Source organism: Marinobacter sp. S6332, assembly GCF_023016045.1.
Lineage (GTDB): Bacteria > Pseudomonadota > Gammaproteobacteria > Pseudomonadales > Oleiphilaceae > Marinobacter.
Map to the genome: position 1 here is coordinate 148,758 of NZ_JALKAP010000008.1, position 20,583 is coordinate 169,340.

Genomic DNA, 20,583 nt, shown 5'->3' on the forward strand with positions numbered 1-20,583 from the left:
GCTCTAAAAGTCAATGCTCATGATGACGGTAAATAGGCGTTTTGTTTGCAAACCGAAACATAGAAATAAAAAAGGCCGAAGTCTCAAGGAGTTCGGCCCTTAATTTATTCTAATTTGTGAGGTTACTGAGTGAGAGCGGCCAGTTTTCGCCGTGCTTCTTCGGCAATATCACCGCTAGATTCCGCCGCTTTGCTGTAATAGGCGATGGCTTCCTTACGGTTATTATTTTTGACTGCAATATCTCCAAGCCTGAGAAAGGCGATGGAGGTTGGCACAACCTCGTTTGCCTGGGTCAGGTTCTCCCGGGCTTTGCTGAGATTGTTTAGGTTAAGTGCATTCAGCCCGCTGTGTAAGCGATAAACAAACATTTCGGGATACAGAGACACCGCCTTATCGAAATCAGCAGAGGCTTTATCTGGGTTCTTCATCTCTTGATGGATGCGCCCACGCAATGAATAGAACATAGCTTCGCGGGGCAACACATTGATGGCCTCGTTGACTTTTGTCAGGGCCGCGTTCATATCTCCACTAGATGCCAACTTCATGGCCTCATCGTGAGCGTCATAGGCCGGCTGAACCTTGCGCAGAAAGGCCGTTTTCTTCTGATAAACATCGGCTCCGCGATAGCCACCGGCACCTATCTTACCCACCAGCTTGCTGTTCTCGCGCACACGCTTCGAAGAAGGCGGGTGCGTTGCAAAAAGGCCATCGACAAAGCCTGCTTCGCGGCCTTTGGACATTTCAAGAAATATTTCCTGCAGCTCTACGGCGGCTTGCGGATCGTAGCCCGCTTCTTTCATATAAACGATGCCGTAGTGATCCGACTCCAGCTCATCGCCCTGACCGTACTGCGCTAAAGCGAGCTGAGCTCCCATAGCGGCACCACCCATAAGAAGACCGCCCCATTGGCTGTCTGACAGCGCAAAGCCTAGACCTGCCACTCCTGCGTTAATCAGCATTCCCTGCTGCATGCGCTGAACACTGTGGCGGGCAGCCGCGTGTACAATCTCGTGGCCAAGCACAGATGCGAGTTGAGCTTCATCATCAAACTTAACCAGTAGTCCCCGGTTAATAGCAATCTTACCTCCGGGCAGGGCCCAAGCGTTGGGAACGCTGCTGTTTAGAACAACAAACTCATAGGGTAGGTCAGGGCGGTCACTTACCCGAGCCATCTTTTGGCCAACTTCTCTCACGTAAAGCGTAAGCTCGGGATCAACGTAGAATTGCCCGCCTTGAGTCTGTTGGGTAGGCGTATACTGCTCTGCGCCCAGCGCAAGTTCTTGGCCTTCACCAATTAACGAAAGCTGTTTCTCGCCAGTTACCGGGTTTACAGCACACCCGGTAAGTAGCAGCATTAGCGCTAAAATCGGCGCGCAGCGTTGCAAAACGGCGTTTTTCACTCTCAACCCCTGTTATTGAATTTAAGAAACATATAATTACACGGCTGCTGGCGGCTTTAAATACCGGCAGCTTAATACTCATACATGAACCACAGGTTTGTTCTGAATGGACAATCAAATCCGAACCGACCGGGTTACCCGGTTTATCAACACACTCAACCAAGCTAAAGAGCTTGGGTTGACGGTTGCCGAAACCACTGAGTGCAGCCTAACTCTTTGCCTGCCCTACGACGAACGAATCATCGGCAACCCAGACACGGGCGTGATTCATGGCGGCGCCATCACCACTCTAATGGACACCACATCCGGCTCACTCATGCTCTGTGCTTTGGACGTATTCGAACTCTGCCCCACCCTGGATCTAAGGGTTGACTACATGCGCCCAGCCGAACCCCATAAACCAGTCTATGCGCGGGCAGAGGTATACAGAATGACCCGCAACATCATATTTACCCGCTGCGAAGCCTATCAAGAAGGCGGGGAAACTGTCGCCAACTGCGTTGGCACCTTCATGCGCATCGGCCCCCAAGCCCTACCGCAAGCCTACCGTGAACAAATCACTGGAGGCCCGGTATGACCGACCCTGACATCCTAAAATACACCCGAGAAACCGGTGACTTCTCCCGCTTGATCAACAGCATCCCCTACGCAAAATTCATCGGCTTGGAATGCGACCAGTTTGGCGACGACCTCATTTTCCGCCTACCTGCAAAAGACCAAAACCTCGGCAACCCGGTACTACCTGCTATACACGGTGGCGTAATCGGTGGCTTCATGGAGCTCTCCGCTGCAATCTACCTCATGCTTGCCCAAGAATCCGCTCGCATGCCACGCATCATCAACTTCTCACTAGACTACCTCCGCGCTGGCCTGGACAGCGAAACCTACGCTGAGTGCAAGCTAACGCGCCAAGGCAACCGCGTGGCGAACGTAATGATCACTGCTTGGCAAAAATCCCGATCCAAACCCATCTCGACGGCAAGGGCGCACTTCTTGCTGGAAGACTAATACGCTTTCGGCATCAGCACTTGAAATGCCCCAGCATGTCCCCATTCTTGCTGCATGAGATAACTGAACGTCAGACGACGTGGGAGTGAAGGGCTTTTCCAAAACCGTGCGGAGCCATGGGTGAAGTGCGAAAGCGCTTCACGGGCTGGCCAAGGACGGCCAGCACAGGACTTTCACTGCGACGCAGGAGCAATAAGCAGTGAAAGGCGGAGCCGAGCGTACATGGATGTATCCACAGCGTGTTTTGGAAAAGCCCTTCACTCCCGCGTCCTCCCCCAAAGCTTGCAGCAGGAGAGATGAAGTAATGACAGTAGAAACACAAAAGGAAACTCTAGGATTCCAGACCGAAGTAAAACAACTACTTCACCTGATGATCCATTCCCTGTACTCAAACAAAGAAATCTTCCTCCGCGAACTGATTTCCAACGCCTCCGACGCAGCCGACAAAATGCGCTTTGCCGCAGTCAAAGACGACGGCCTCTACGAAGGCGACTCAGAGCTACAAATCCGCCTCGACTTCGACAAAGACGCCAACACCATTACCCTGACCGACAACGGCATCGGCATGAGCCGCGAAGACGTTGTTCAGAACCTGGGCACCATCGCCCGCTCCGGCACCGCAGAATTCCTCAAACAGCTCTCCGGTGACGAAAAGAAAGACAGCAAACTGATCGGCCAATTCGGCGTAGGCTTCTATTCTGCTTTCATCGTTGCCGACAAAGTGGACGTATTCACCCGCCGCGCGGGTGCCCCTGCAGAAGAAGGCGTACATTGGCAATCCACCGGTGATGGCGAATTTACCATCGAACAAGTTGCCCGCGAAAAGCGCGGCACTGAAATCGTTATCCACCTGAAGCCAGACGCTACCGAATTTGCCGATGGCTTCCGCCTACGCAACTTGGTCAAAAAGTACTCTGATCACATCTCCTTCCCGGTCATCATGAAATCCGAGCCGACCGAAGAAGGCGAAGAGCCCAAAGACGAAACCGTCAACGACGCAACAGCGCTTTGGACCCTACCCCGTACCGAAATCAAAGACGAAGAATACAAAGAGTTCTACAAGCACATCGCTCACGACTTTGAAGACCCGCTTACTTGGTCCCATAACAAAGTGGAAGGCAAGTTAGACTACACCAGCCTGCTGTACATCCCGGCCCGCGCTCCGTTCGACATGTATAACCGTGATGCGCCCCGAGGCTTGAAGCTTTACGTGCAGCGCGTATTCATCATGGACGACGCAGAGCAGTTCCTGCCGTTGTACCTGCGTTTCGCCAAGGGTGTGGTGGACTCAAACGACCTGTCCCTGAACGTTTCTCGTGAGATTCTGCAGAACGACTCCACGGTGGACAGCATCCGCACCGCGCTCACAAAGCGTGTGCTAGACATGCTCTCCAAGCTGTCGAAGAAAGATGCGGACGAGTACCAGAAGTTCTGGAACGAGTTTGGCGCCGTGCTCAAGGAAGGCCCTGCAGAAGATTTTAGCAACCGCGAGAAAATTGCTGGCCTGCTGCGCTTTGCTTCAACCCACACAGGTGAGAACGCCCAGAATGTCTCTTTGGACCAATACATCGAGCGCATGAAAGAAGGTCAGAGCAAGATCTATTACATCACTGCTGACAACTTCATGGCCGCCAAGAGCAGCCCGCATCTGGAAGTTTTCCACAAGAAAGGCATCGAAGTGCTGATCCTCTCCGATCGTATCGACGAATGGATGATGGGCTACCTCAACGAGTACAACGAAAAGCAGTTTCAAGACGTTGCCCGTGGCGATCTTGATCTGGGTGATGTGGAAACCGAAGAAGACAAAAAGCACAAAGAAGAAGCGGCCGAAGAGCACAAAGAGCTGCTGGAACGCATCAAGACGGCCCTCACTGACCGGGTTCAGGAAGTGCGCGTAACCAACCGCCTAACGGATTCTCCTGCGTGCTTGGTAACGGGCGACTTTGATATGGGTGCCCAAATGAAAAAGATCATGGAAGCGGCGGGCCAGAAGGTTCCGGATAGCAAGCCGATCTTTGAAATTAACGTGGATCACCCGCTGGTTCAGCGCCTTGAAAGCGAGAAGGGCGATGAGCGCTTCAACGAGCTCTCTGCTGTGCTTCTGGACCAAGCTACACTGGCCAGCGGCGAGCAGTTGCAAGACCCGGGTGCTTACGTTTCCCGCTTGAACCGTTTGTTGCTGGAACTGGCTAACTAAGCCCCATGCATCAGATTATTGTGGACATAAGCATCAGCCCTGATGAGTGGATAAAGCTCTATCAGGGCATTGCTACCGATGTTCACACCCGGGCCCGGGACGGACGCTCAGTCCGTTTCCCGGCCCGTATCCTCTCCCGATTCTACCTACGCGACGGCGTTCGTGGCTCCTTCCGAATCGTGTTCAATGAGCAAGGTAAATTTGAATTCATTGAGCGTATTTAATGATTCTCCTTTATTAATAGTTAAAAGCTTTAGTGCTCTTTTCCGGAATTGATTATCCAAGCTGCGGTTGTAGTGCTTCAATATTGTTACGCGCTTACACCGAAACGAGTGATTGCGGAGGCTTTAGTATCGCCAAGTCTCGGTATAAGCTGATTAGTGGCGTTATGAACTTCAGAGGAATTGACCATGACTGATGAAAAATCGAATAAAAGCAAATGTCCGGTGTCACACCTTACAACGGCCTTTGGTGCTCCGGTAGTAGACAACCAGAACTCAATGACTGCTGGCAAGCGTGGGCCTGTGCTGGTTCAAGATGTGTGGCTCAACGAAAAACTCGCCAATTTCGTGCGTGAGGTCATTCCTGAGCGCCGTATGCACGCCAAAGGCTCCGGTGCATTCGGTACGTTTACCGTAACCAACGATATCACCCGCTACACACGCGCTAAAATTTTCAGTGAAGTCGGGAAGAAGACCGAAATGTTTGCCCGCTTCAGCACCGTGGCAGGGGAGCGGGGCGCGGCCGACGCCGAGCGGGACATTCGCGGCTTTGCGCTCAAGTTCTATACCGAAGAGGGCAACTGGGACATGGTGGGTAACAACACACCTGTGTTCTTCTTGCGGGATGCCAAAAAGTTTCCAGACCTGAATAAAGCAGTAAAACGCGATCCGAAAACCAACATGCGTTCGCCCACCAACAATTGGGATTTCTGGACGCTGCTGCCCGAAGCTCTGCATCAGGTAACTGTGGTCATGTCCGATCGCGGTATTCCCAAGAGCTACCGGCACATGCATGGTTTTGGCAGCCACACATACAGCTTCTGGAACGAAGCAGGTGAGCGCTACTGGGTGAAATTCCACTTCAGAACCCAGCAGGGCATTGAGAATTTGACCGACGCCGAGGCAGCAGCGATTGTTGCTGATGACCGGGAAAGCCATCAGCGGGATCTTTTTGAAGCGATTGAGCGTGAAGACTTCCCGCGCTGGAAAATGTATGTGCAGGTGATGCCGGAAGCCGATGCGGAAACTTACCACGTGCACCCGTTTGATCTGACCAAGGTTTGGCCAAAAGGGGACTACCCGCTCATCGAGGTAGGCGAGTTTGAGCTAAACCGGAATCCAGAAAACTATCATATGGATGTTGAGCAAGCAGCATTCTCGCCATCGAATCTCGTTCCTGGTATAAGCGTGTCCCCGGACAAGATGCTTCAGACGCGCCTGATCAATTACCCCGATTCGCAAAGGTACCGTTTGGGCGTAAACTATCAGCAGGTGCCGGTGAATGCAGCTAAATGTCCGGTTATGAGTAACCACCGAGATGGTCTTGGCCGGATGGATGGCAACTACGGCAGTTTGCCGCATTATCAACCGAACAGCTTTGGCCAGTGGAAGGATCAGCCTGAATACGCAGAGCCGCCGCTGAAGATCGACGGCAATGCGGCCATGTTCGATTTCCGCGAGGATGATGACGATTATTACAGCCAGCCGCGAGCACTCTTTCAGTTAATGACGCCCGCGCAACAGCAGGTATTGTTTGAAAATACAGGGCGAAACATGGGGGACGCTCCGGATTTTATCAAGCAGCGCCATATCGACAACTGCACCCGTTGCGACCGGGCTTATGGCGAAGGGGTTGCCAAGGCTCTGGGTATGTCGGTCAAGTCGCCTGATGAACTGTCTGCTGACCCCGAATTAGATGAGTAAAGTCGGTCGGCGATAAAAGCCCTCACGAGAAGTGAAGCGGTTCGTAAACTGCGCGGTTGTCTTTTGGGCTTCCGCGCATTTTTAATTTGGAATTTATGGAGACCCTATGCGGATCATTCTTGCCCCGATGGAAGGGCTGGTTGATGCACCTATTCGCGAAACGCTTACGAAAGTAGGCGGGATCGACCGGTGCGTGACGGAGTTTATCCGTGTGACCCACAGCATGTTGCCGCCAAGGGTCTTTTATAAGTTCGCGCCGGAACTGCACAACCAGTCACTCACGCAAGTGGGCACTCCGGTGGCGGTCCAGCTTTTGGGTTCAGACCCCGAACAAATGGGCTGGCACGGCCGTAAAGCCTCAGAATTGGGTGCGACACAGGTAGATATCAACTTTGGTTGCCCTGCGAAAACGGTGAATAAGCACAAGGGCGGGTGTGTGCTTATGCGTGAGCCGGAGTTAATGTATGACATTGTCGCCGCTGTGCGCAAAGCGGTGCCTGCAGGCGTGCCGGTAACGGCAAAAATGCGTTTGGGGTATGACGATCGCTCTATGGGCGTAGCCTGTGCTCAGGCATTGGAAGCTGCCGGGGCGGAAGAGATCGTTATCCATGCTCGGAGCAAGGTGGATGGCTATAAGCCGCCAGCCTATTGGGAAGAAATTGCCAAAGCCCGGGAAGCGGTAAAAGCCAAAGTTATTGCCAACGGCGAAATTTGGACGGTTGCGGACTACTGGCGTTGCCGTGAGGTGTCCGGTTGTGAGGACGTGATGATCGGCCGCGGCTTGATAGCAAGGCCGGATCTCGCACGCAAGATCAAAGCCAGCCAACAGGGTGTTGAGGTTGCAGACATGACTTGGCCAGAGGCAGCAGCGCTGGTTCGGGAGTACGCAGAAGTGCTGCAAGGTTGGTTGGAAGACAAGTACGTGACTGGCCGTATCAAACAATGGATGAACTTCCTGCGTCAAGGCTTCCCAGAGGCTGAGGCCATCTGGCAGGATGCCCGCAAAATCCGTGACGTGGCACTCATGTTCGCCTGCCTCGAACAAGGCATAACTTCATCACGGAACGCTACTCGAGCAGCCTGAAGCTTCTTTTTTTGATTACATCTCCCTCGTTCTTCCTGATTGCGAACTACACTGGTACAGAGTTGTCCTGTGTTCGTATTTTCTGTGGAGAGCAAAAAACAAAACCATTTAGGGGAGTTCTTTGATGTCCAAAAAAATGAAATTCGGGGCCTTTAGAGGCCTAGTAAGCGGAATTTTTCTGTCGCTCGGGCTGGTGTCTGGCACGGGTGCTGCGGAGGGTGATGTTAAGGTCACACCGTTGGGAAGCCATGATGGCGAGTTCTGTGCTCTGGATCGGGCCATGGTTTTTGAAGATCCTAACGGTACGCGTATTCTTTACGATGCCGGTCGCACAGTGGCAGGCCCTGATGACCCCCGCCTTGGCGAAATTGATGTAGTTCTGGTGTCGCATATGCATGGCGACCATCTGGGCGATCGCCGTATCAAAGAAACCAACGCCGGTAATTGCGGCGGGCCAGCGTTCCCGGTGGTTACACTGCCTCAATCCAACACCGTAGACATTGCGGTGAAAAAAAATGCAAAAATTATAACTGGCAGCGAGATGCCGGCATTTTTTGCCGCCAAGCTGAAAGATTCGGGCGGCGATCCGGCCAACTCCATGTTGGTGCGCTTCGGTGGAGAGTTAAAAGTGGGCGGTGTAGCTATCACTACCGTACCGGCAGTTCACAGTAATGGGGTTGCACCATCGTTTCTCACCGGTCCGCTGGCGGAATATCTGCAAGCCGCAGGCGTTGGCGCAAGTGTTGGGCCCCCGACTGGTTACATACTGACCTTTTCAAATGGTCTGGTGGTTTACCTCTCCGGGGACACTGGTATTACAGCCGAGCAGAAATTGGTGGTGAACGACCACTATGGAGCAGAGTTGGTGGTAATGAATATTGGCGATAACTATACCACCGGACCCAAAGAGGCCGCTTATGTGATCAATGATTTGATCAATCCAAAATCGGTCATTGCCTCCCACGCCAATGAACCCGCTACATCCGGTGGAAAGTTGAAACGAGGCTCGAAAACGGCCTTGTTCGGGGATTTGGTAAATGTCCCAATGCACGTACCGTTGAGTGGACGCATTATCGCCTTCAACGGTGACGGCGGTTGTACTGTTGGGTGTGACTGAACTCAGTCTTCCATACCTGCTTTATACCTCCCGGAACAGGCAGCGCCGTTAAGTTTGGCTCGCTTGAGCATGGCATTTTGGGTGGCGCCTGCGTTGTCCAGATTGCCTGCCCAGGCTCGTTGTGCGGGCTCTTGCAGAGCCCTGCCATAGGAAAAGCTCAAATTCCAGGGCTGATGGCCAAGGCTGTTCATGGCGTTTAAGTTTAGCGTGGCTTCTTCAGGAGTTTGCCCCCCGGAAAGAAAGTTAATGCCTGGCACCGCAGCAGGGACCACTCTGCGAAATACCTGCAAGGTTGCCTTAGCTACTTCCTCCGGAGACGCCTTTGCGCATGCATTGCCAGGTGTAACCATGCTGGGCTTTAGTATGATGGCTTCGAGAAATACACGGTGCCTGCGGAGTGCGTTGAAAACTTCTGTTATTACAGCCTCGTTTACTTCTGCAGAACGCTCAATTGAATGATCGCCATCGATCAGCACTTCCGGCTCCACAATAGGCACAATGCCAATAGCCTGACAAAGCGCGGCATAGCGGGCCAGCATTTCGGCGTTGGCTTCGACTGCCTGTTGCGAGGGTAGTGTCGCAGATACGTTATATACAGCACGCCACTTGGCAAAGCGGGCGCCTTGGCTTTTGTAGGTTTCCAGACGTTCGTCCAGACCATCCAAACCATAGGTGATCTCGTCACCGGGGGCGTTCACCAGAGGCTTTTTACCTTTATCCACTTTAATGCCCGGTACTATGCCCTGACTTTCCAATAGCTTTGGCATAGGGATATTATCCAAACTGATTTGGCCAAGAGTTTCCTCAAAAAGAATAACGCCGCTTATGAAGTCGCCAAGGCCTTCTGGGGAGAAGATCAGGCTACGGTATTCCCGCCTTTTGTCTTCTGTAGATTCAACACCAACAGCCGTGAAGCGTTTAGCGATAGTGGGGTGGCTTTCGTCAGCGGCAAGAATACCTTTGCCCGGCTGAACAAGCTTTTCAATTGTCGAAAGCAGTTCCTTATGAATACTCATGCTGCCTCTTATCTCATCGTTAATATGTTAGCGCATTGAAAGGTTCTCATCTCACTAGTGTAGACCGTTCATTCAACTCAGGCGGCAGGTGCCGGTGATAATTTGATCTGCGTTAACGCAGTCACGCACGCAATGTCCTACGCTTACCGAAATGGCTGCACAACTAAAACAAGGATGAATTATGAAAACTGTTATTAGCGTAAGCCAAGGCTCTTCGGAATACGATTACGATCTAGAAACCGAGTTTTTGGGGCAGTCGTTTCGGGTTATTCGCGCAGGAACTGATGGGGACCTTTCTCGCGCTGTCGCACTTCTGAAAACCTACCACGAACGCGCCGATGCATTCGGCCTCAGTATGGTTTCTGACCATTATCAGGTCGGCTCAGTAAAACTGGAGCATCCGGATACCGCCAAGCTTGAAGCCTGTATTCCGGACAAACCGATCACCAGTGGAGCTGGGCTGCGCGGTATTCTTCAAGAGTGGGCTGTGCGCCTTACCCAAACGGAACTGGGGCACTTCTTTGATAACGCTCGGGTTCTCTTCCTGAATGGGCAAGCGGGCTACAGGGTAGCGAAAGCCCTTTCCGAGCATACCGATAACCTGTTTTTTGCCGATCCCTATATGGATTTTGGTGTGCCCCGGATACTTACCTCCCTCAAACAGCTGGAAACATACAGCTCGTTGACTGCGCCGGTAATGTTCCGCCCGTCAGCCGTTAAGACGCTTGAGGCCGTTCTCCGCACACCGCTGTACCGGCTGGGAGAAGGGTTAATTAAAGGCTCTCTGCATCAGGCAGCCAAAGATGCCCACGTTATTGTTTCCCATATGGGCGATCTGGCGAACTTTACCGAGAAGGAATTGGACGGCAAAACCATTATCACCTCTCGTGTAACGGATGAGGCGATGGATTGGCTGCGTTCCCGTAAGGTTGCCATGGTAGTGGATTACAGCCCATGGCTAGAAGGCAGGCCGCTGGGTGTGAACGTGATGGAAGCCATGATCAGCGCGGCATTGTCCCGCTCGCCGGAGCAACTGGGTGCTGACGATTATCTGGGCGTGATTCAGAGCTTGGGAATAGAACCCCGAATCTTGTACCCCAACGGCTACCGGAGGATAAACCGGTTCGCCTTTGTGATTCACCCACTGTCACAGCAGTATCTCACCAAAACCCGGCCTTTAGATTGGGTGGCCAGCGTGTCACCGCCGCTGGTTATGAACCTTGTGGAAAAAGCTGTGGCTTACGCACCACCGTTTATCTATTCGAAAGTAACCGGTATCAAATCGCCCACGGGAGACGAGGTAGAAGGTTGGTTGATTACCGTAGGCGGCACGCCGAAAGAGATCATGGCTCACGATCCTGAGTTTACCTACAGCCGTTTGCTGGCGGCCGCCAACCTTGCTAAAAAACTGGGTGCCCAGATTATGGGGTTGGGAGCATTCACGAAAGTGGTGGGAGACGCAGGTATTACCGTCGCCAAGCGGGCGCCACTGCCCATCACCACTGGTAACAGCTATAGCGCATCTGGAGCCCTTTGGGCCGCCAAAGATGCGGTGAAAAAATTGGGGCGTGCGCAAATTGGTGAAAACGGAAAGATGGCTGGCAAGGCCATGGTTGTTGGCGCGACCGGCGCAATAGGGTCTGTATGTGCGCGGTTATTGGCTAAAGCGGTGGATGAGATTTATCTGGCTGCCCCAGAGCCTGCCAAATTGCTATCCCTTAAAGAAAGCATTGAACAGGAAACCCCCGGCGCTATCGTGCATGTGGCTGGTTCTGCTGACCGTGATATCGAAGATATGGACATGATTGTGACAGCGACCTCCGGAGCGGGTAAACGAATTCTGGATATCACCAGAGTAAAGCCGGGTTGCGTGATCACAGATGTGGCTCGACCTTTGGATATATCGGCAGAAGATGTTGCCAAGCGCCCAGATGTGCTTGTTATCGAATCCGGAGAGGTTCAGCTGCCGGGCGATGTACACATGAAAAATATCGGCTTGCCCGCTGGAGTTGCCTACGCCTGCTTGGCGGAAACCATCGTGTTGGCGCTGGAAGGGCGGTTCGAAAATTTCACGCTTGGCCGTAACATCGAGTGGGAAAAAGTGCGGGATATTTATAAGCTTGGTCTAAAACACGGTATGACGCTGGCGGCTATCTCGGGGGTGAACGGCGTATTCAGTGAGGAAGACTTCGAGCGGGTGAAAGTGCTGGCGGCTAAAAGCGATGCTGGCGAAACCCTAGACCTTAAAGTGAGCGTTTAACGCTCGACTACCTGAGCTGGCTGTCTTTACTACCCTGGCGGTTAATTCCGCCGGAAGCAGTTTCTTGCTTCTCCAGAGCCGCTTGACAGTTCACACACAAGCGTACACCAGGAATAGCTGTGCGTCGTGCCTCTGGAATAGGGCAGTCGCATTCTTCACAGAATTCCGCGCTTTTGCCTTTGCCTAGACGGCTGCGTGCCTCGGCTACGGCATCCTCGACACTTGCATCAATCTGATCTTGAACGGCCCCATCACGGGTCCAGCCACCAGCCATAACCATACTCCCGAGATACATGCACATATTCAGCATACCAAAGCTAAAGTGATCGGGCTAAGGTGTAGCCTCGTAACTGTTTCTCTGTGAATTTCCGCAGAGTGTTAACATCCAAATAAAAGGAACCAACATGCTGTCAAAAACAAGCCCGGCCCGCCGCGGCGGCCGAGGCGGAAAGTGGCCCCTGATTACCGCTTGGCTCGGTGTGGTTTTGCTGATTAGTGCTGGCGCACTGATAGGTTCCTCGGGGCCAGCTTATAGAGCTGAGATGATCGCATTGAGTACATCCTTCACATGGCTGCGACAGGGTGCGCAGCTTGCAATGGCCGCCGCAGTGTTTGGTCTTGTAACTCTACTACTTGCCGGTGTACTTCGGAGATGGCGCCCAGCGCTTGTGGGAGCGGTGGTGAGCTTGTCTGTGGTTGCAGTGATCGCTATGCCCATGCAAATGAAACAGCGCGCTCAGAGTGTCCCGCCTATTCACGACATTACAACGGATATGACAAATCCACCTGCTTTTACATTGCTGGCCTCGGCCCGGGAGGAAGCCCCCAATGCAGTGGAGTACCCGGGAGCGGAAACCGCGCGGCAGCAGCAAGCGGCGTATCCGCAGCTGAAGCCGATTACACTCGATATGCCATTGGCGAGTGCTATGAACGCTGCAAAAGTAACTGTTCAAAACCGTGGTTGGGAGATTGCCGGCGTTACCAACAATACTCTGGAAGCTACCGCAACCACCCCTTGGTTCGGCTTTAAAGACGACGTGGCCATCCGCATGAAGCAAACCGAGGCTGGTGTACTGGTGGATATGCGATCCGCGTCACGGCTAGGGAAGAGCGACTTGGGTACCAATGCGGAGCGTATTCAGGCTTTCCTTGAAGACCTGCAAAAGCAATAAATCGTTGTTCAGATGCAGTAGGGGTTATACTCTGAGGAATTAGAACATAACGCTTCTTTTATCGGGTTGGCGAGCCTGATTCCTTCAGTGTGACCCATAATGACATCATCTTTACGTCTTCGTTACCAAACAATTGAGTTCGGCAATGTGGACATTCACGTTTGCACATTGCGTGATAACCAGCAATTCGATGACCCAAACGACATCGCCCTAAAGTTGGGTATTTCCTCGGCCACCTGGCCATTGTTCGGGATTATCTGGCCATCAAGCCTTGTGCTTGCCCACCACATTTTGAACCATCACACAGAGGGCAAGAGAGTTCTGGAAATTGGCTGTGGAATGGCACTGTCCAGCTTGTTGCTGAACCAGCGTAACGATGACATTACGGCGACCGACTATCACCCTGAAGTGGGTGTTTTTCTGGAGCGGAATACTCAGCTCAACCATGGGAAAGCCATAGGTTACCAACGGGTTGACTGGGCAGATCAAGCCAGTGATTTGGGTTTGTTCGATATCATCATCGGTAGTGACGTTCTATACGAAGACGAGCATGTAAACTTGTTAGCTGACTTTATTGACCGGCATTCCAACCCCAACTGTGAAGTGATTCTGGTTGATCCCGGAAGAGGGCGGAAGAACAAATTTTGCAGGCGGATGGAAACGCACGGGTATAGCTTTTCACAAGAAAAGCCCGAGCATACCGACTATCTGGAAAAGCCTTTTAAGGGGCACATACTCAGGTTTTGGCGGGGTGATGCATGAACCCGTCAGGCTTTGATCAAAGCGGCAGTTCCGCTGCCGCTTCTCGCCTGACAGGTTTTAGAAGGTATTACTTGGCGGTGATAGTAGAAATCACCAGCTTGCCGTCTTTCTTGATTGGACCGTCTGCTTTGGCGCCCAAGGTGTACTCGAAGATGCCCGTTTTCATGCCGCCGTCCTCGGCATGAACCATCAGCATTAGCATGTCACCAGATTTTACTTCTTCCGTTAGAATTGCCGATACATCCATGTTTTCGCCCTTTTTAAGCGGGGCGTGTCCAACCACGGGGCCGGGCTTCATGGTTTTGTTTGTGCGATGCACAACCAGCCAACCGTTGGCTTCAGCAGTGACTTTCTTAGCGGTAACAGTGCCTTCTGAAACAGCTTGATCGTCTGCCCATACTTGGGCTTCTTGGTTCATGCCTGCTTGAGCGATGCCGGTGGTAAGTGCGCCGGATACCAGAGCTGCCATCAGTGCGGTCGTTTTGAGGTGCTTCTTCATGGTGTACTCCTTGCTGTTGGTTGTGCTCATCCGATTGGATATGTTTTTGGATGTGCTACAAACAGCTACGGGCACGCAACGGAAGAGTTTCAGAAAATAGGACTTATTTTCAAATTCCGCGGCTTTCGCCATCTCCAGCGGGGTACAGGTATCCGTGAATGGCCGGGCCGGTGGGCTGTCCGGTGGGCGATCCGCCGGGCGGCTCCACGCTGATACCGAAGGTGGCTTCGCGCAGTAAGGCCGGGTCGTATTGCTTCAGAGCACCTTTGTCCAACTGCATCTGGTCACCTAGTACGCCCACAGAGCGCGGATTAGGGCCCAGCTCGTCAGCTTTGATCCACAACTGGTAAGACTTGCCCGGTTGTTGTTCTGCGGTTACCGGTCGAATGTTCAGCTGGCGGTTTTGCAGATCGACCGTGAGCAGAAAGGCAGGCTGTTGGTCGTCGTGCTGGAATACGGCAACAAAGGATTCCGGCGAACTTTCGGGCTTTAGTGCAAGCACGGCCACCAAAACCAATGCAGCGGCAGAGCTCAGGGCGGTACTCCAGCGCCAACGGTTCACCTGACGCCGCAGCCTAGTTACTGAGGTGGTACTGCCTGGCTGGATAGACTGAGCGGCTTGTTGATCAAGAATGCTCTCAATTCTGGCGAACAACTCAGGGCTTGGCTTTACCGGTGCTACCTCGCCCGTCATTGCGATCAGGCGCTCTTCCCATTGCTGAATTCGCGCATCCAGCGCCGGGTCAAGCTGACGCCGGGCATTGAGTGCCTTGCGTTCGTTTGCCGGTAAGGTGCCCAGCACGAACTCTGCAATCTGCATGTCTTCGTTGTCATGTTCGCTCATGATTCCAGACACCCCTTGATATCCTGCAGTGCGCGGCGAAGCCATGTTTTCATGGTGTTCACCGGTTGCTCGTACTGGTTTGCCAGTTCCTCTCTGGACCAGCCGCCTAAATAGGCCAAGCGCACTATATCCTGACGTTCCTTTGCCAACTCATCTATGCAGCGGTTTAATTTGCTTACTTCCTGTTGATCTTCCATCTGGTCCTGTGCTGTGGGTTGCCGGGAAACTCTCTCGTCCATGGCATCGTCGGTGCTGGTTCGGCCAGCAGGGTGCTTTCGCAGCTCATCAATGGCTTTGTTACGGGCAATGGACACCAGCCAAGTAATCGGTGAGGCCTTGCCTGAATCGAACTGACCTGCACGCTGCCAAACTTTAAGGTACGCCTCCTGAATGACATCATCTGCCCAGGAGCGCTCTTTTAAAATACGCAGCACCACCCCCAAAAGTTTCGGCGCCGTTGCTGTATAAAGTTTTGCGAAGGCTGCTCGATCTTGCATTGCTACGCTGCCAATCAGAGCGCTTATGTCGTTAGCGGTGGCGGCTTGGGGCACAGAGCTGTCGGTTGAGCGGGATTCTGCCGTTGGTGTTGGGTAATCAGAAGGCATAGATAAGCAGACCGGCACAGGGTGGAATAAGCAGTGTAGGGGAAAAACCTGAAAAAAGCCTAAAGATCTTGTACGGTCTATCGACGTCAAATGCGGCTGTAATCTCCCCACTAACTAGTCGCGTTTTAAGCATTTTATCTGTTAAAGGTATTAAGCTTTCTTATCAAGCGCCTCCTTGAGTCCAGCAAACGGGTTGTGCGTGGCAGCTTCCCGCCGCTTCTCCGAGCTACCCCCGTAGCGCACGAAATCCTCAAACTTACTGTGCTCTTCATCGTGGCAGTACACGCAGAGTAATTCCCAGTTACTGCCATCGGGTGGATTGTTGTCGTGGTCATGATCAACATGATGCACGGTAAGTTCGCGTAGATTAATGCGGGTAAACTCCCGGGCACAGCGCCCGCACACCCAGGGGTATATTTTTAGCGCGCGTTCACGGTAACCACCTTCGCGCTTCGCGATATAATCACGCTGTTCAGCCAGTAGCTTGTCTACCTTGCTCGTGCCGCCGGTACTTTGGCTCATGATTGCTCTCCTCGAATGCAGTGCGGCTGCAGCCCCAATGCTAGCTTATGATCCCTGTTTACACTGCGAGATAGCGAAATCCTGAGCTTTTTCTGGCTCCATGCGCATCATGTAGGCCAAGGTTACATAAGCACGTATTTTTTTGTTGGACAAGCCCGACCCCGGTTGATCATATTTTTCTAGGAGGGCGTCTGTAGCGGTTTCCTTATCTTCTCCGGAAAGCCTCATTGTGGAGGCTTGCGCAGTTACCTCACCGAGCTTCTCGCAAAGCTCATCATTGGTCATGTCGGCAGAAAACGCTGGGAAAGAGAGCAAAATAAGGCTGGCAAAAGATCCCAAATATCGCATAGGTATTCCTCTCAAAGCCTGAGTTTAGGAAGCTGGATCCCAACCTACATAATAGTCCAAAAGCAACCGCGCACGTTTTTTTATTGTTTGACCTGGCCCTGTGCGCGATCAGGCGCGGCGCAATTACTGACAATGCGTATTAAGGCTCTATGAACCCTGAATACTTCACCCCTGAAAGCAGTGCCATCTCCCGGTGCCAAGTTGCCAAATCGTCACTGTTGAATGAACTCAACGAATCGTGACCACAGGCTCTAGCCATCACTTGCATCAACTCCACAGAGGCTTCAAAAAAATTCCTGAGCTGGCTGGCGGATTTCTCAACGTTCAAACGCTGTCGAAGATCTGCTTTTTGTGTGGCTATACCGGCAGGGCAGTTGTTTGTGTTGCACATGCGTGCAGCAACACAGCCAATTGATTGCATGGCGCTGTTTGCTATTGCAATGCCATCGGCACCCAAAGCCAGAGCCTTCACAAAATCTATAGGTGTACGTAAGCCACCGGTAATAATCAGGGTCACCTCGCCACCCACGCCTTGCTCATCCAGATACCGACGTGCCCGTGCCAGTGCAGGTATGGTTGGCACGCTGATGTGATCACGGAACATTTCCGGCGCCGCACCAGTGCCCCCGCCACGACCGTCCAATATGATGTAATCAGCGCTGGCATCCAGAGCAAACTGAATGTCCTTTTCAATATGGTTGGCGCTGAGTTTAAAGCCAATGGGAATGCCGCCCGTTACCTCACGCACGCGATCGGCAAACTTCTTGAAGTCTGCAGCCGTGTGCAAGTGGACAAATGTGGGTGGAGATACCGCAGGTTCGCCTTCTGGAATACCGCGAACTTGTGAAATTTTACCGACATTTTTATTACCTGGCAGATGGCCGCCTGTGCCGGTTTTTGCGCCTTGGCCACCTTTGAAGTGAAAAGCCTGAACATCTTTCAGCTTTGCTTCATCGTAACCGAACTGCGCACTCGCCAATTCGTAAAAATAGCGGGAGTTAGCGGCCTGTTCCTCTGGCAGCATTCCGCCTTCTCCGGAGCAAATGCCCGTGCCTGCAAGTTCGGCACCTTTCGCCAAAGCCAGCTTGGCTTCTTCAGACAGGGCTCCGAAACTCATGTCGGAAACAAACAGGGGAATCTTGAGCTTCAGCGGCTTTCTGGCTCTGGGCCCGATAACCAGCTTGGTACTAACGGGAACATCTTCAAGCAGAGGCTGTGTAGCCATTTGCGCCGTCATCACCTGGATGTCATCCCAGTGCGGCAGCAAATGACGGGGAACCCCCATGGAGGTCATAGGACCATGGTGCCCAATCTTTGATAAGCCATCTCTGGCCAGCTGATGTATGAACTCGACCGTAGGTTCCTCAACAGTGGCACTTGCCACGGGAATCTCACTTGCCCCCGCTTTGATGCCTGGCCCTTCTTTGCCAATGGCACTGGCATCAAACTGCTTATGAGTACCATCGCAAAAGGGCAAATTTGCCGAATGTTTGCACTGGCACAGATAGGCATCGCCGGGTTTTTCAGCCGTGAAGGGTTTTGGTTTGAACTCAGTTCCCACGTGGGAACCGTCGCAAAACGGCTGCTTTTTGGAACGACCACAGGCGCAAAAGTAATATTCCTGACCCTCAGTGAGGTCTACTTTTACAGGCCTGTTGTTCGCTACGATCGGGTTCATTACTTATCTCCAGAGTTCAGCTTATATGCCCATGCAGTTGGCGTAGTAGGTTGTAGTGGCCGGCCAGTCTGAAAAAATACCGATTACACCTACTTCCTTAGCCAACACATCAATCACTGTGAACATGTCACCGTCGTTGTTGATGGCATCGGTTACGCTCTGATAGTACCAGCCGCCGCCAGAATTCAGTGGGCCGCTGCGCTCAAGTGACCAGCCAATCAGGTCAAGGCCTGCGGCCTTAGCGTTGAGAGCGTACTCAGACGGCACAATTTCGTTGTTGCTGTTTAGGGTCAGCATTTTCCAGATTGCAGGGGCCAGTACAGGAACCCCTTGCTGAACGAGTTTCTCCATGTATTCCAGAGATACGTTTTCAGGAGAGTGATCGTCTTCATCAAGAAAGACAGCTTGTTTGCCAAATTCAGGCGTTTCATTTACCCAGAAAATCACGTCTTCCAGTAGAAATGACTGCGGCCAAACTTCGGAAGGGTTAACGCCCGCCTGACGGTATTCATTGATCATCTGGCGCGCATAATCCTGCTGCGTGTAGTTGCCTTCAAAAGGCATATCAACCACCGGGGTTTTCAGTTCCGGGGTAAATTGAACGCCCAACTCTTTAAGTAGCTCTATGCTTTCGCGATGGCTTAGCAGGGTGCCGTTTGTTGAATATAAATCGGTTCGCCAATCCGCAGTGCCGCCCAGATAGTCCTCTGGGGTCGTTGCCTCCGGGTTAAACGCATCCATCTTTCCCTTGAGCGATTTGAACTCGGCCAGCGTAATGTCGCTTGTGCGGCATTCGGCTTCGGCCTTTTGGCCGGTGACTGGGTTTGCGGGAGTGAAAGGCTTTGTGCACTTGGCGTTCAATTCCGGCACAGCCACAATGTTGGTGGTGGTGTGCAGGTCATTCTGGGCGTGGCGGCACACTAGCTGCTTGTCCTTGGTAAAGGCTACGTCGCACTCTACAACTCCTGCGCCCATTCTGGCGGCAGCGATGTAAGATTCGCGGGTGTGCTCAGGAAACTGCATGGGTGCGCCCCGGTGACCGATGGAGAAGGTCGACGACGTTACCGGCTTGGATTCGCACGCTTGCAAGGACTGCTTAAGCGAGCCTTCATCCATATCGTTAATCAGGAAATAAGGCCGTGGCCCAAGCTGAACCAGCGTTTGGCCATCCGTAGGGCTGGCTTCGGGAGCGCTTGTGTCGTAGTGCATACTGCTGCAGCCAGACAAAGCCGCAAGAGAGCCAATAAGCAGAGGAAGGTAAAAAGTGCGTTTCATGACAGAATCCTTCTGTATTTTTGTTTGGGTTTTAGTTCCGAGCTGAACATTTGCAGCCATCTTTTCATTGATCAACTAATCACAAACTGTGCTTCGTCGCACTCAATGATGGCTATAGAACTGGGCAGGTTTGCCCGTTGTTTCCGGGGTACGGAATCGGTATAGAAACGGTCAACATACTTGAACGTTGCGACCTTACATTGTGAGTTCAGAGCCCATTTCCTGTGATCTGCCACAAGCATACGGGTTCTAGTATTGGCGATAATTGCACGGCTAGCTTCCGCTTCACGGATTTCGTGATCCATCACGCCCTGCTCCAAATCCATACTTCCAGCACTGAAAATACCAAAATCGGTCGTGAAGGAACTGAAGAAGCTGGTGACCTCAGGGCCAACCACATCGTGATGGTTGTGCCGATACATGCCACCAGACACGATAACCTCGATACCCGGGTTACCCGATAGAGCCGCCGCTACGCTGAGGTTGTTGGTCAGTATTCGAAGGGATTGGTGATGAATCAACGCTTTCGCGACCTGCTCAACCGTAGTGCCAACCCCTAGGCTAACGGTAGCGCCTTCTGGAATATCGGCTGCAACGCGTCTGGCCATTTTCTGTTTGGCTATGTGATGGGCAGACTGCTCATCATGCAGGTAAGCCAAATTGGCAGCTGGTTTTGCTGGGGGCAGGCTGACACCGCCATAACGGCGCCGTAACAAACCCAGTTCGCACATTTTGTTGATGTCGCGACGAATGGTTTGCGTGGTAACGCCAAAGCGCTGGGCAATGTCTTCAACTTCGACATGCTCTTGTTCATGCACCCATTCTAGGATGCAGCGCTGGCGTTCTTTGGCACTCATAAGAATAGGTGCTC

Annotated in this window: 21 protein-coding genes; 10 read left to right on the forward strand and 11 right to left on the reverse strand. The window is 52.6% G+C overall.

Annotated features, from left to right (window positions below; genetic code table 11):
- Window positions 1-122: 122 nt before the first annotated feature.
- The gene (locus MWU62_RS13135) at window positions 123-1,355 is read right to left on the reverse strand and encodes a M48 family metalloprotease (protein ID WP_247115375.1); all 1,233 of its coding nucleotides are present in this window, start codon (window positions 1,353-1,355) and stop codon (window positions 123-125) included.
- Window positions 1,356-1,506: 151 nt separating this feature from the next.
- Here MWU62_RS13135 and MWU62_RS13140 point away from each other — a divergent pair, with 151 nt between their 5' ends.
- The 7 genes from MWU62_RS13140 to MWU62_RS13170 all read left to right on the forward strand — a co-directional run bounded on the left by MWU62_RS13140 (window position 1,507) and on the right by MWU62_RS13170 (window position 8,731).
- Window positions 1,507-1,977 (forward strand): PaaI family thioesterase, encoded by a 471-nt coding sequence (locus MWU62_RS13140; RefSeq protein ID WP_247115339.1) that lies wholly within the window; start codon window positions 1,507-1,509, stop codon window positions 1,975-1,977.
- Window positions 1,974-2,408 carry a PaaI family thioesterase gene (locus MWU62_RS13145; RefSeq protein ID WP_247115340.1) on the forward strand — a complete coding sequence of 145 codons (435 nt, stop codon included), beginning with the start codon at window positions 1,974-1,976 and terminating at the stop codon, window positions 2,406-2,408. Before MWU62_RS13140 ends, MWU62_RS13145 begins: the two co-directional genes overlap by 4 nt.
- A 304-nt stretch (window positions 2,409-2,712) precedes the next feature.
- Entirely contained in the window at window positions 2,713-4,605 is a 1,893-nt protein-coding gene (htpG, locus tag MWU62_RS13150) for a molecular chaperone HtpG (RefSeq protein ID WP_247115341.1), read from the forward strand.
- Window positions 4,606-4,610: 5 nt separating this feature from the next.
- Complete coding sequence (locus MWU62_RS13155; RefSeq protein WP_200366025.1) at window positions 4,611-4,829, forward strand: DUF2835 domain-containing protein; 219 nt, start codon at window positions 4,611-4,613, stop codon at window positions 4,827-4,829.
- Window positions 4,830-5,015: 186 nt separating this feature from the next.
- Entirely contained in the window at window positions 5,016-6,530 is a 1,515-nt protein-coding gene (locus MWU62_RS13160) for a catalase (RefSeq protein ID WP_247115342.1), read from the forward strand.
- A 106-nt stretch (window positions 6,531-6,636) separates the two neighbouring features.
- The gene (locus MWU62_RS13165) at window positions 6,637-7,614 is read left to right on the forward strand and encodes a tRNA-dihydrouridine synthase (RefSeq protein WP_247115343.1); all 978 of its coding nucleotides are present in this window, start codon (window positions 6,637-6,639) and stop codon (window positions 7,612-7,614) included.
- A gap of 124 nt (window positions 7,615-7,738) precedes the next feature.
- Window positions 7,739-8,731 carry an MBL fold metallo-hydrolase gene (locus MWU62_RS13170; RefSeq protein WP_247115344.1) on the forward strand — a complete coding sequence of 331 codons (993 nt, stop codon included), beginning with the start codon at window positions 7,739-7,741 and terminating at the stop codon, window positions 8,729-8,731.
- 2 nt (window positions 8,732-8,733) lie between these two features.
- Here MWU62_RS13170 and MWU62_RS13175 read toward each other — a convergent pair whose 3' ends face one another.
- Window positions 8,734-9,747 (reverse strand): class I fructose-bisphosphate aldolase, encoded by a 1,014-nt coding sequence (locus MWU62_RS13175; RefSeq protein WP_247115345.1) that lies wholly within the window; start codon window positions 9,745-9,747, stop codon window positions 8,734-8,736.
- A 181-nt stretch (window positions 9,748-9,928) separates the two neighbouring features.
- On the opposite strand from MWU62_RS13175, the gene MWU62_RS13180 reads away from it, so the two are divergent.
- Window positions 9,929-12,007, forward strand: a complete 2,079-nt coding sequence (locus tag MWU62_RS13180) for a dehydrogenase (RefSeq protein ID WP_247115346.1) — start codon at window positions 9,929-9,931, stop codon at window positions 12,005-12,007.
- Between the two features lie 7 nt (window positions 12,008-12,014).
- Here the strand turns inward: MWU62_RS13180 and MWU62_RS13185 are convergent, their stop codons facing one another.
- A complete protein-coding gene (locus tag MWU62_RS13185) occupies window positions 12,015-12,281 on the reverse strand; it encodes a DksA/TraR family C4-type zinc finger protein (RefSeq protein WP_247115347.1) in 267 nt (88 codons plus the stop codon).
- A gap of 130 nt (window positions 12,282-12,411) precedes the next feature.
- Here MWU62_RS13185 and MWU62_RS13190 point away from each other — a divergent pair, with 130 nt between their 5' ends.
- Together MWU62_RS13190 and MWU62_RS13195 are read left to right on the forward strand one after the other, a co-directional pair.
- Entirely contained in the window at window positions 12,412-13,179 is a 768-nt protein-coding gene (locus MWU62_RS13190) for a DUF1499 domain-containing protein (protein WP_247115348.1), read from the forward strand.
- A gap of 99 nt (window positions 13,180-13,278) precedes the next feature.
- Window positions 13,279-13,941: a protein N-lysine methyltransferase family protein gene (locus tag MWU62_RS13195; protein ID WP_247115349.1), complete on the forward strand. Its 663-nt coding sequence runs from the start codon at window positions 13,279-13,281 to the stop codon at window positions 13,939-13,941.
- 67 nt (window positions 13,942-14,008) lie between these two features.
- Here the strand turns inward: MWU62_RS13195 and MWU62_RS13200 are convergent, their stop codons facing one another.
- The 8 genes from MWU62_RS13200 to MWU62_RS13235 all read right to left on the reverse strand — a co-directional run bounded on the left by MWU62_RS13200 (window position 14,009) and on the right by MWU62_RS13235 (window position 20,569).
- A complete protein-coding gene (locus MWU62_RS13200; RefSeq protein WP_247115350.1) occupies window positions 14,009-14,440 on the reverse strand; it encodes a hypothetical protein in 432 nt (143 codons plus the stop codon).
- Between the two features lie 109 nt (window positions 14,441-14,549).
- A complete protein-coding gene (locus tag MWU62_RS13205; protein WP_247115351.1) occupies window positions 14,550-15,284 on the reverse strand; it encodes an anti-sigma factor in 735 nt (244 codons plus the stop codon).
- Window positions 15,281-15,889 carry a sigma-70 family RNA polymerase sigma factor gene (locus MWU62_RS13210; RefSeq protein WP_247115352.1) on the reverse strand — a complete coding sequence of 203 codons (609 nt, stop codon included), beginning with the start codon at window positions 15,887-15,889 and terminating at the stop codon, window positions 15,281-15,283. Before MWU62_RS13210 ends, MWU62_RS13205 begins: the two co-directional genes overlap by 4 nt.
- A gap of 150 nt (window positions 15,890-16,039) precedes the next feature.
- The gene (locus MWU62_RS13215; RefSeq protein ID WP_247115353.1) at window positions 16,040-16,411 is read right to left on the reverse strand and encodes a YajD family HNH nuclease; all 372 of its coding nucleotides are present in this window, start codon (window positions 16,409-16,411) and stop codon (window positions 16,040-16,042) included.
- Between the two features lie 45 nt (window positions 16,412-16,456).
- Window positions 16,457-16,759 (reverse strand): hypothetical protein, encoded by a 303-nt coding sequence (locus tag MWU62_RS13220; protein WP_247115354.1) that lies wholly within the window; start codon window positions 16,757-16,759, stop codon window positions 16,457-16,459.
- A 139-nt stretch (window positions 16,760-16,898) separates the two neighbouring features.
- Entirely contained in the window at window positions 16,899-18,437 is a 1,539-nt protein-coding gene (locus tag MWU62_RS13225) for a glutamate synthase-related protein (RefSeq protein ID WP_247115355.1), read from the reverse strand.
- A 21-nt stretch (window positions 18,438-18,458) separates the two neighbouring features.
- Window positions 18,459-19,712 (reverse strand): glycerophosphodiester phosphodiesterase family protein, encoded by a 1,254-nt coding sequence (locus tag MWU62_RS13230; protein ID WP_247115356.1) that lies wholly within the window; start codon window positions 19,710-19,712, stop codon window positions 18,459-18,461.
- A gap of 71 nt (window positions 19,713-19,783) precedes the next feature.
- Entirely contained in the window at window positions 19,784-20,569 is a 786-nt protein-coding gene (locus MWU62_RS13235; RefSeq protein ID WP_247115357.1) for a DeoR/GlpR family DNA-binding transcription regulator, read from the reverse strand.
- Window positions 20,570-20,583: the final 14 nt, after the last annotated feature.

What these genes read in the sequence shown, in the direction of transcription:
- MWU62_RS13190 (WP_247115348.1), top strand. Translation starts at nt 12,412, where the DNA reads ATGCTGTCAAAAACAAGCCCGGCCCGCCGCGGCGGCCGAGGCGGAAAG.
- MWU62_RS13235 (WP_247115357.1), bottom strand. Translation starts at nt 20,569, where the DNA reads ATGAGTGCCAAAGAACGCCAGCGCTGCATCCTAGAATGGGTGCATGAA.
- MWU62_RS13165 (WP_247115343.1), top strand. Translation starts at nt 6,637, where the DNA reads ATGCGGATCATTCTTGCCCCGATGGAAGGGCTGGTTGATGCACCTATT.
- MWU62_RS13195 (WP_247115349.1), top strand. Translation starts at nt 13,279, where the DNA reads ATGACATCATCTTTACGTCTTCGTTACCAAACAATTGAGTTCGGCAAT.
- MWU62_RS13135 (WP_247115375.1), bottom strand. Translation starts at nt 1,355, where the DNA reads ATGCTGCTACTTACCGGGTGTGCTGTAAACCCGGTAACTGGCGAGAAA.
- MWU62_RS13160 (WP_247115342.1), top strand. Translation starts at nt 5,016, where the DNA reads ATGACTGATGAAAAATCGAATAAAAGCAAATGTCCGGTGTCACACCTT.
- MWU62_RS13205 (WP_247115351.1), bottom strand. Translation starts at nt 15,284, where the DNA reads ATGAGCGAACATGACAACGAAGACATGCAGATTGCAGAGTTCGTGCTG.
- MWU62_RS13225 (WP_247115355.1), bottom strand. Translation starts at nt 18,437, where the DNA reads ATGAACCCGATCGTAGCGAACAACAGGCCTGTAAAAGTAGACCTCACT.
- MWU62_RS13210 (WP_247115352.1), bottom strand. Translation starts at nt 15,889, where the DNA reads ATGCCTTCTGATTACCCAACACCAACGGCAGAATCCCGCTCAACCGAC.
- MWU62_RS13215 (WP_247115353.1), bottom strand. Translation starts at nt 16,411, where the DNA reads ATGAGCCAAAGTACCGGCGGCACGAGCAAGGTAGACAAGCTACTGGCT.
- MWU62_RS13185 (WP_247115347.1), bottom strand. Translation starts at nt 12,281, where the DNA reads ATGGCTGGTGGCTGGACCCGTGATGGGGCCGTTCAAGATCAGATTGAT.
- MWU62_RS13180 (WP_247115346.1), top strand. Translation starts at nt 9,929, where the DNA reads ATGAAAACTGTTATTAGCGTAAGCCAAGGCTCTTCGGAATACGATTAC.
- MWU62_RS13155 (WP_200366025.1), top strand. Translation starts at nt 4,611, where the DNA reads ATGCATCAGATTATTGTGGACATAAGCATCAGCCCTGATGAGTGGATA.
- MWU62_RS13200 (WP_247115350.1), bottom strand. Translation starts at nt 14,440, where the DNA reads ATGAAGAAGCACCTCAAAACGACCGCACTGATGGCAGCTCTGGTATCC.
- MWU62_RS13170 (WP_247115344.1), top strand. Translation starts at nt 7,739, where the DNA reads ATGTCCAAAAAAATGAAATTCGGGGCCTTTAGAGGCCTAGTAAGCGGA.
- MWU62_RS13230 (WP_247115356.1), bottom strand. Translation starts at nt 19,712, where the DNA reads ATGAAACGCACTTTTTACCTTCCTCTGCTTATTGGCTCTCTTGCGGCT.
- htpG (WP_247115341.1), top strand. Translation starts at nt 2,713, where the DNA reads ATGACAGTAGAAACACAAAAGGAAACTCTAGGATTCCAGACCGAAGTA.
- MWU62_RS13175 (WP_247115345.1), bottom strand. Translation starts at nt 9,747, where the DNA reads ATGAGTATTCATAAGGAACTGCTTTCGACAATTGAAAAGCTTGTTCAG.
- MWU62_RS13140 (WP_247115339.1), top strand. Translation starts at nt 1,507, where the DNA reads ATGGACAATCAAATCCGAACCGACCGGGTTACCCGGTTTATCAACACA.
- MWU62_RS13145 (WP_247115340.1), top strand. Translation starts at nt 1,974, where the DNA reads ATGACCGACCCTGACATCCTAAAATACACCCGAGAAACCGGTGACTTC.
- MWU62_RS13220 (WP_247115354.1), bottom strand. Translation starts at nt 16,759, where the DNA reads ATGCGATATTTGGGATCTTTTGCCAGCCTTATTTTGCTCTCTTTCCCA.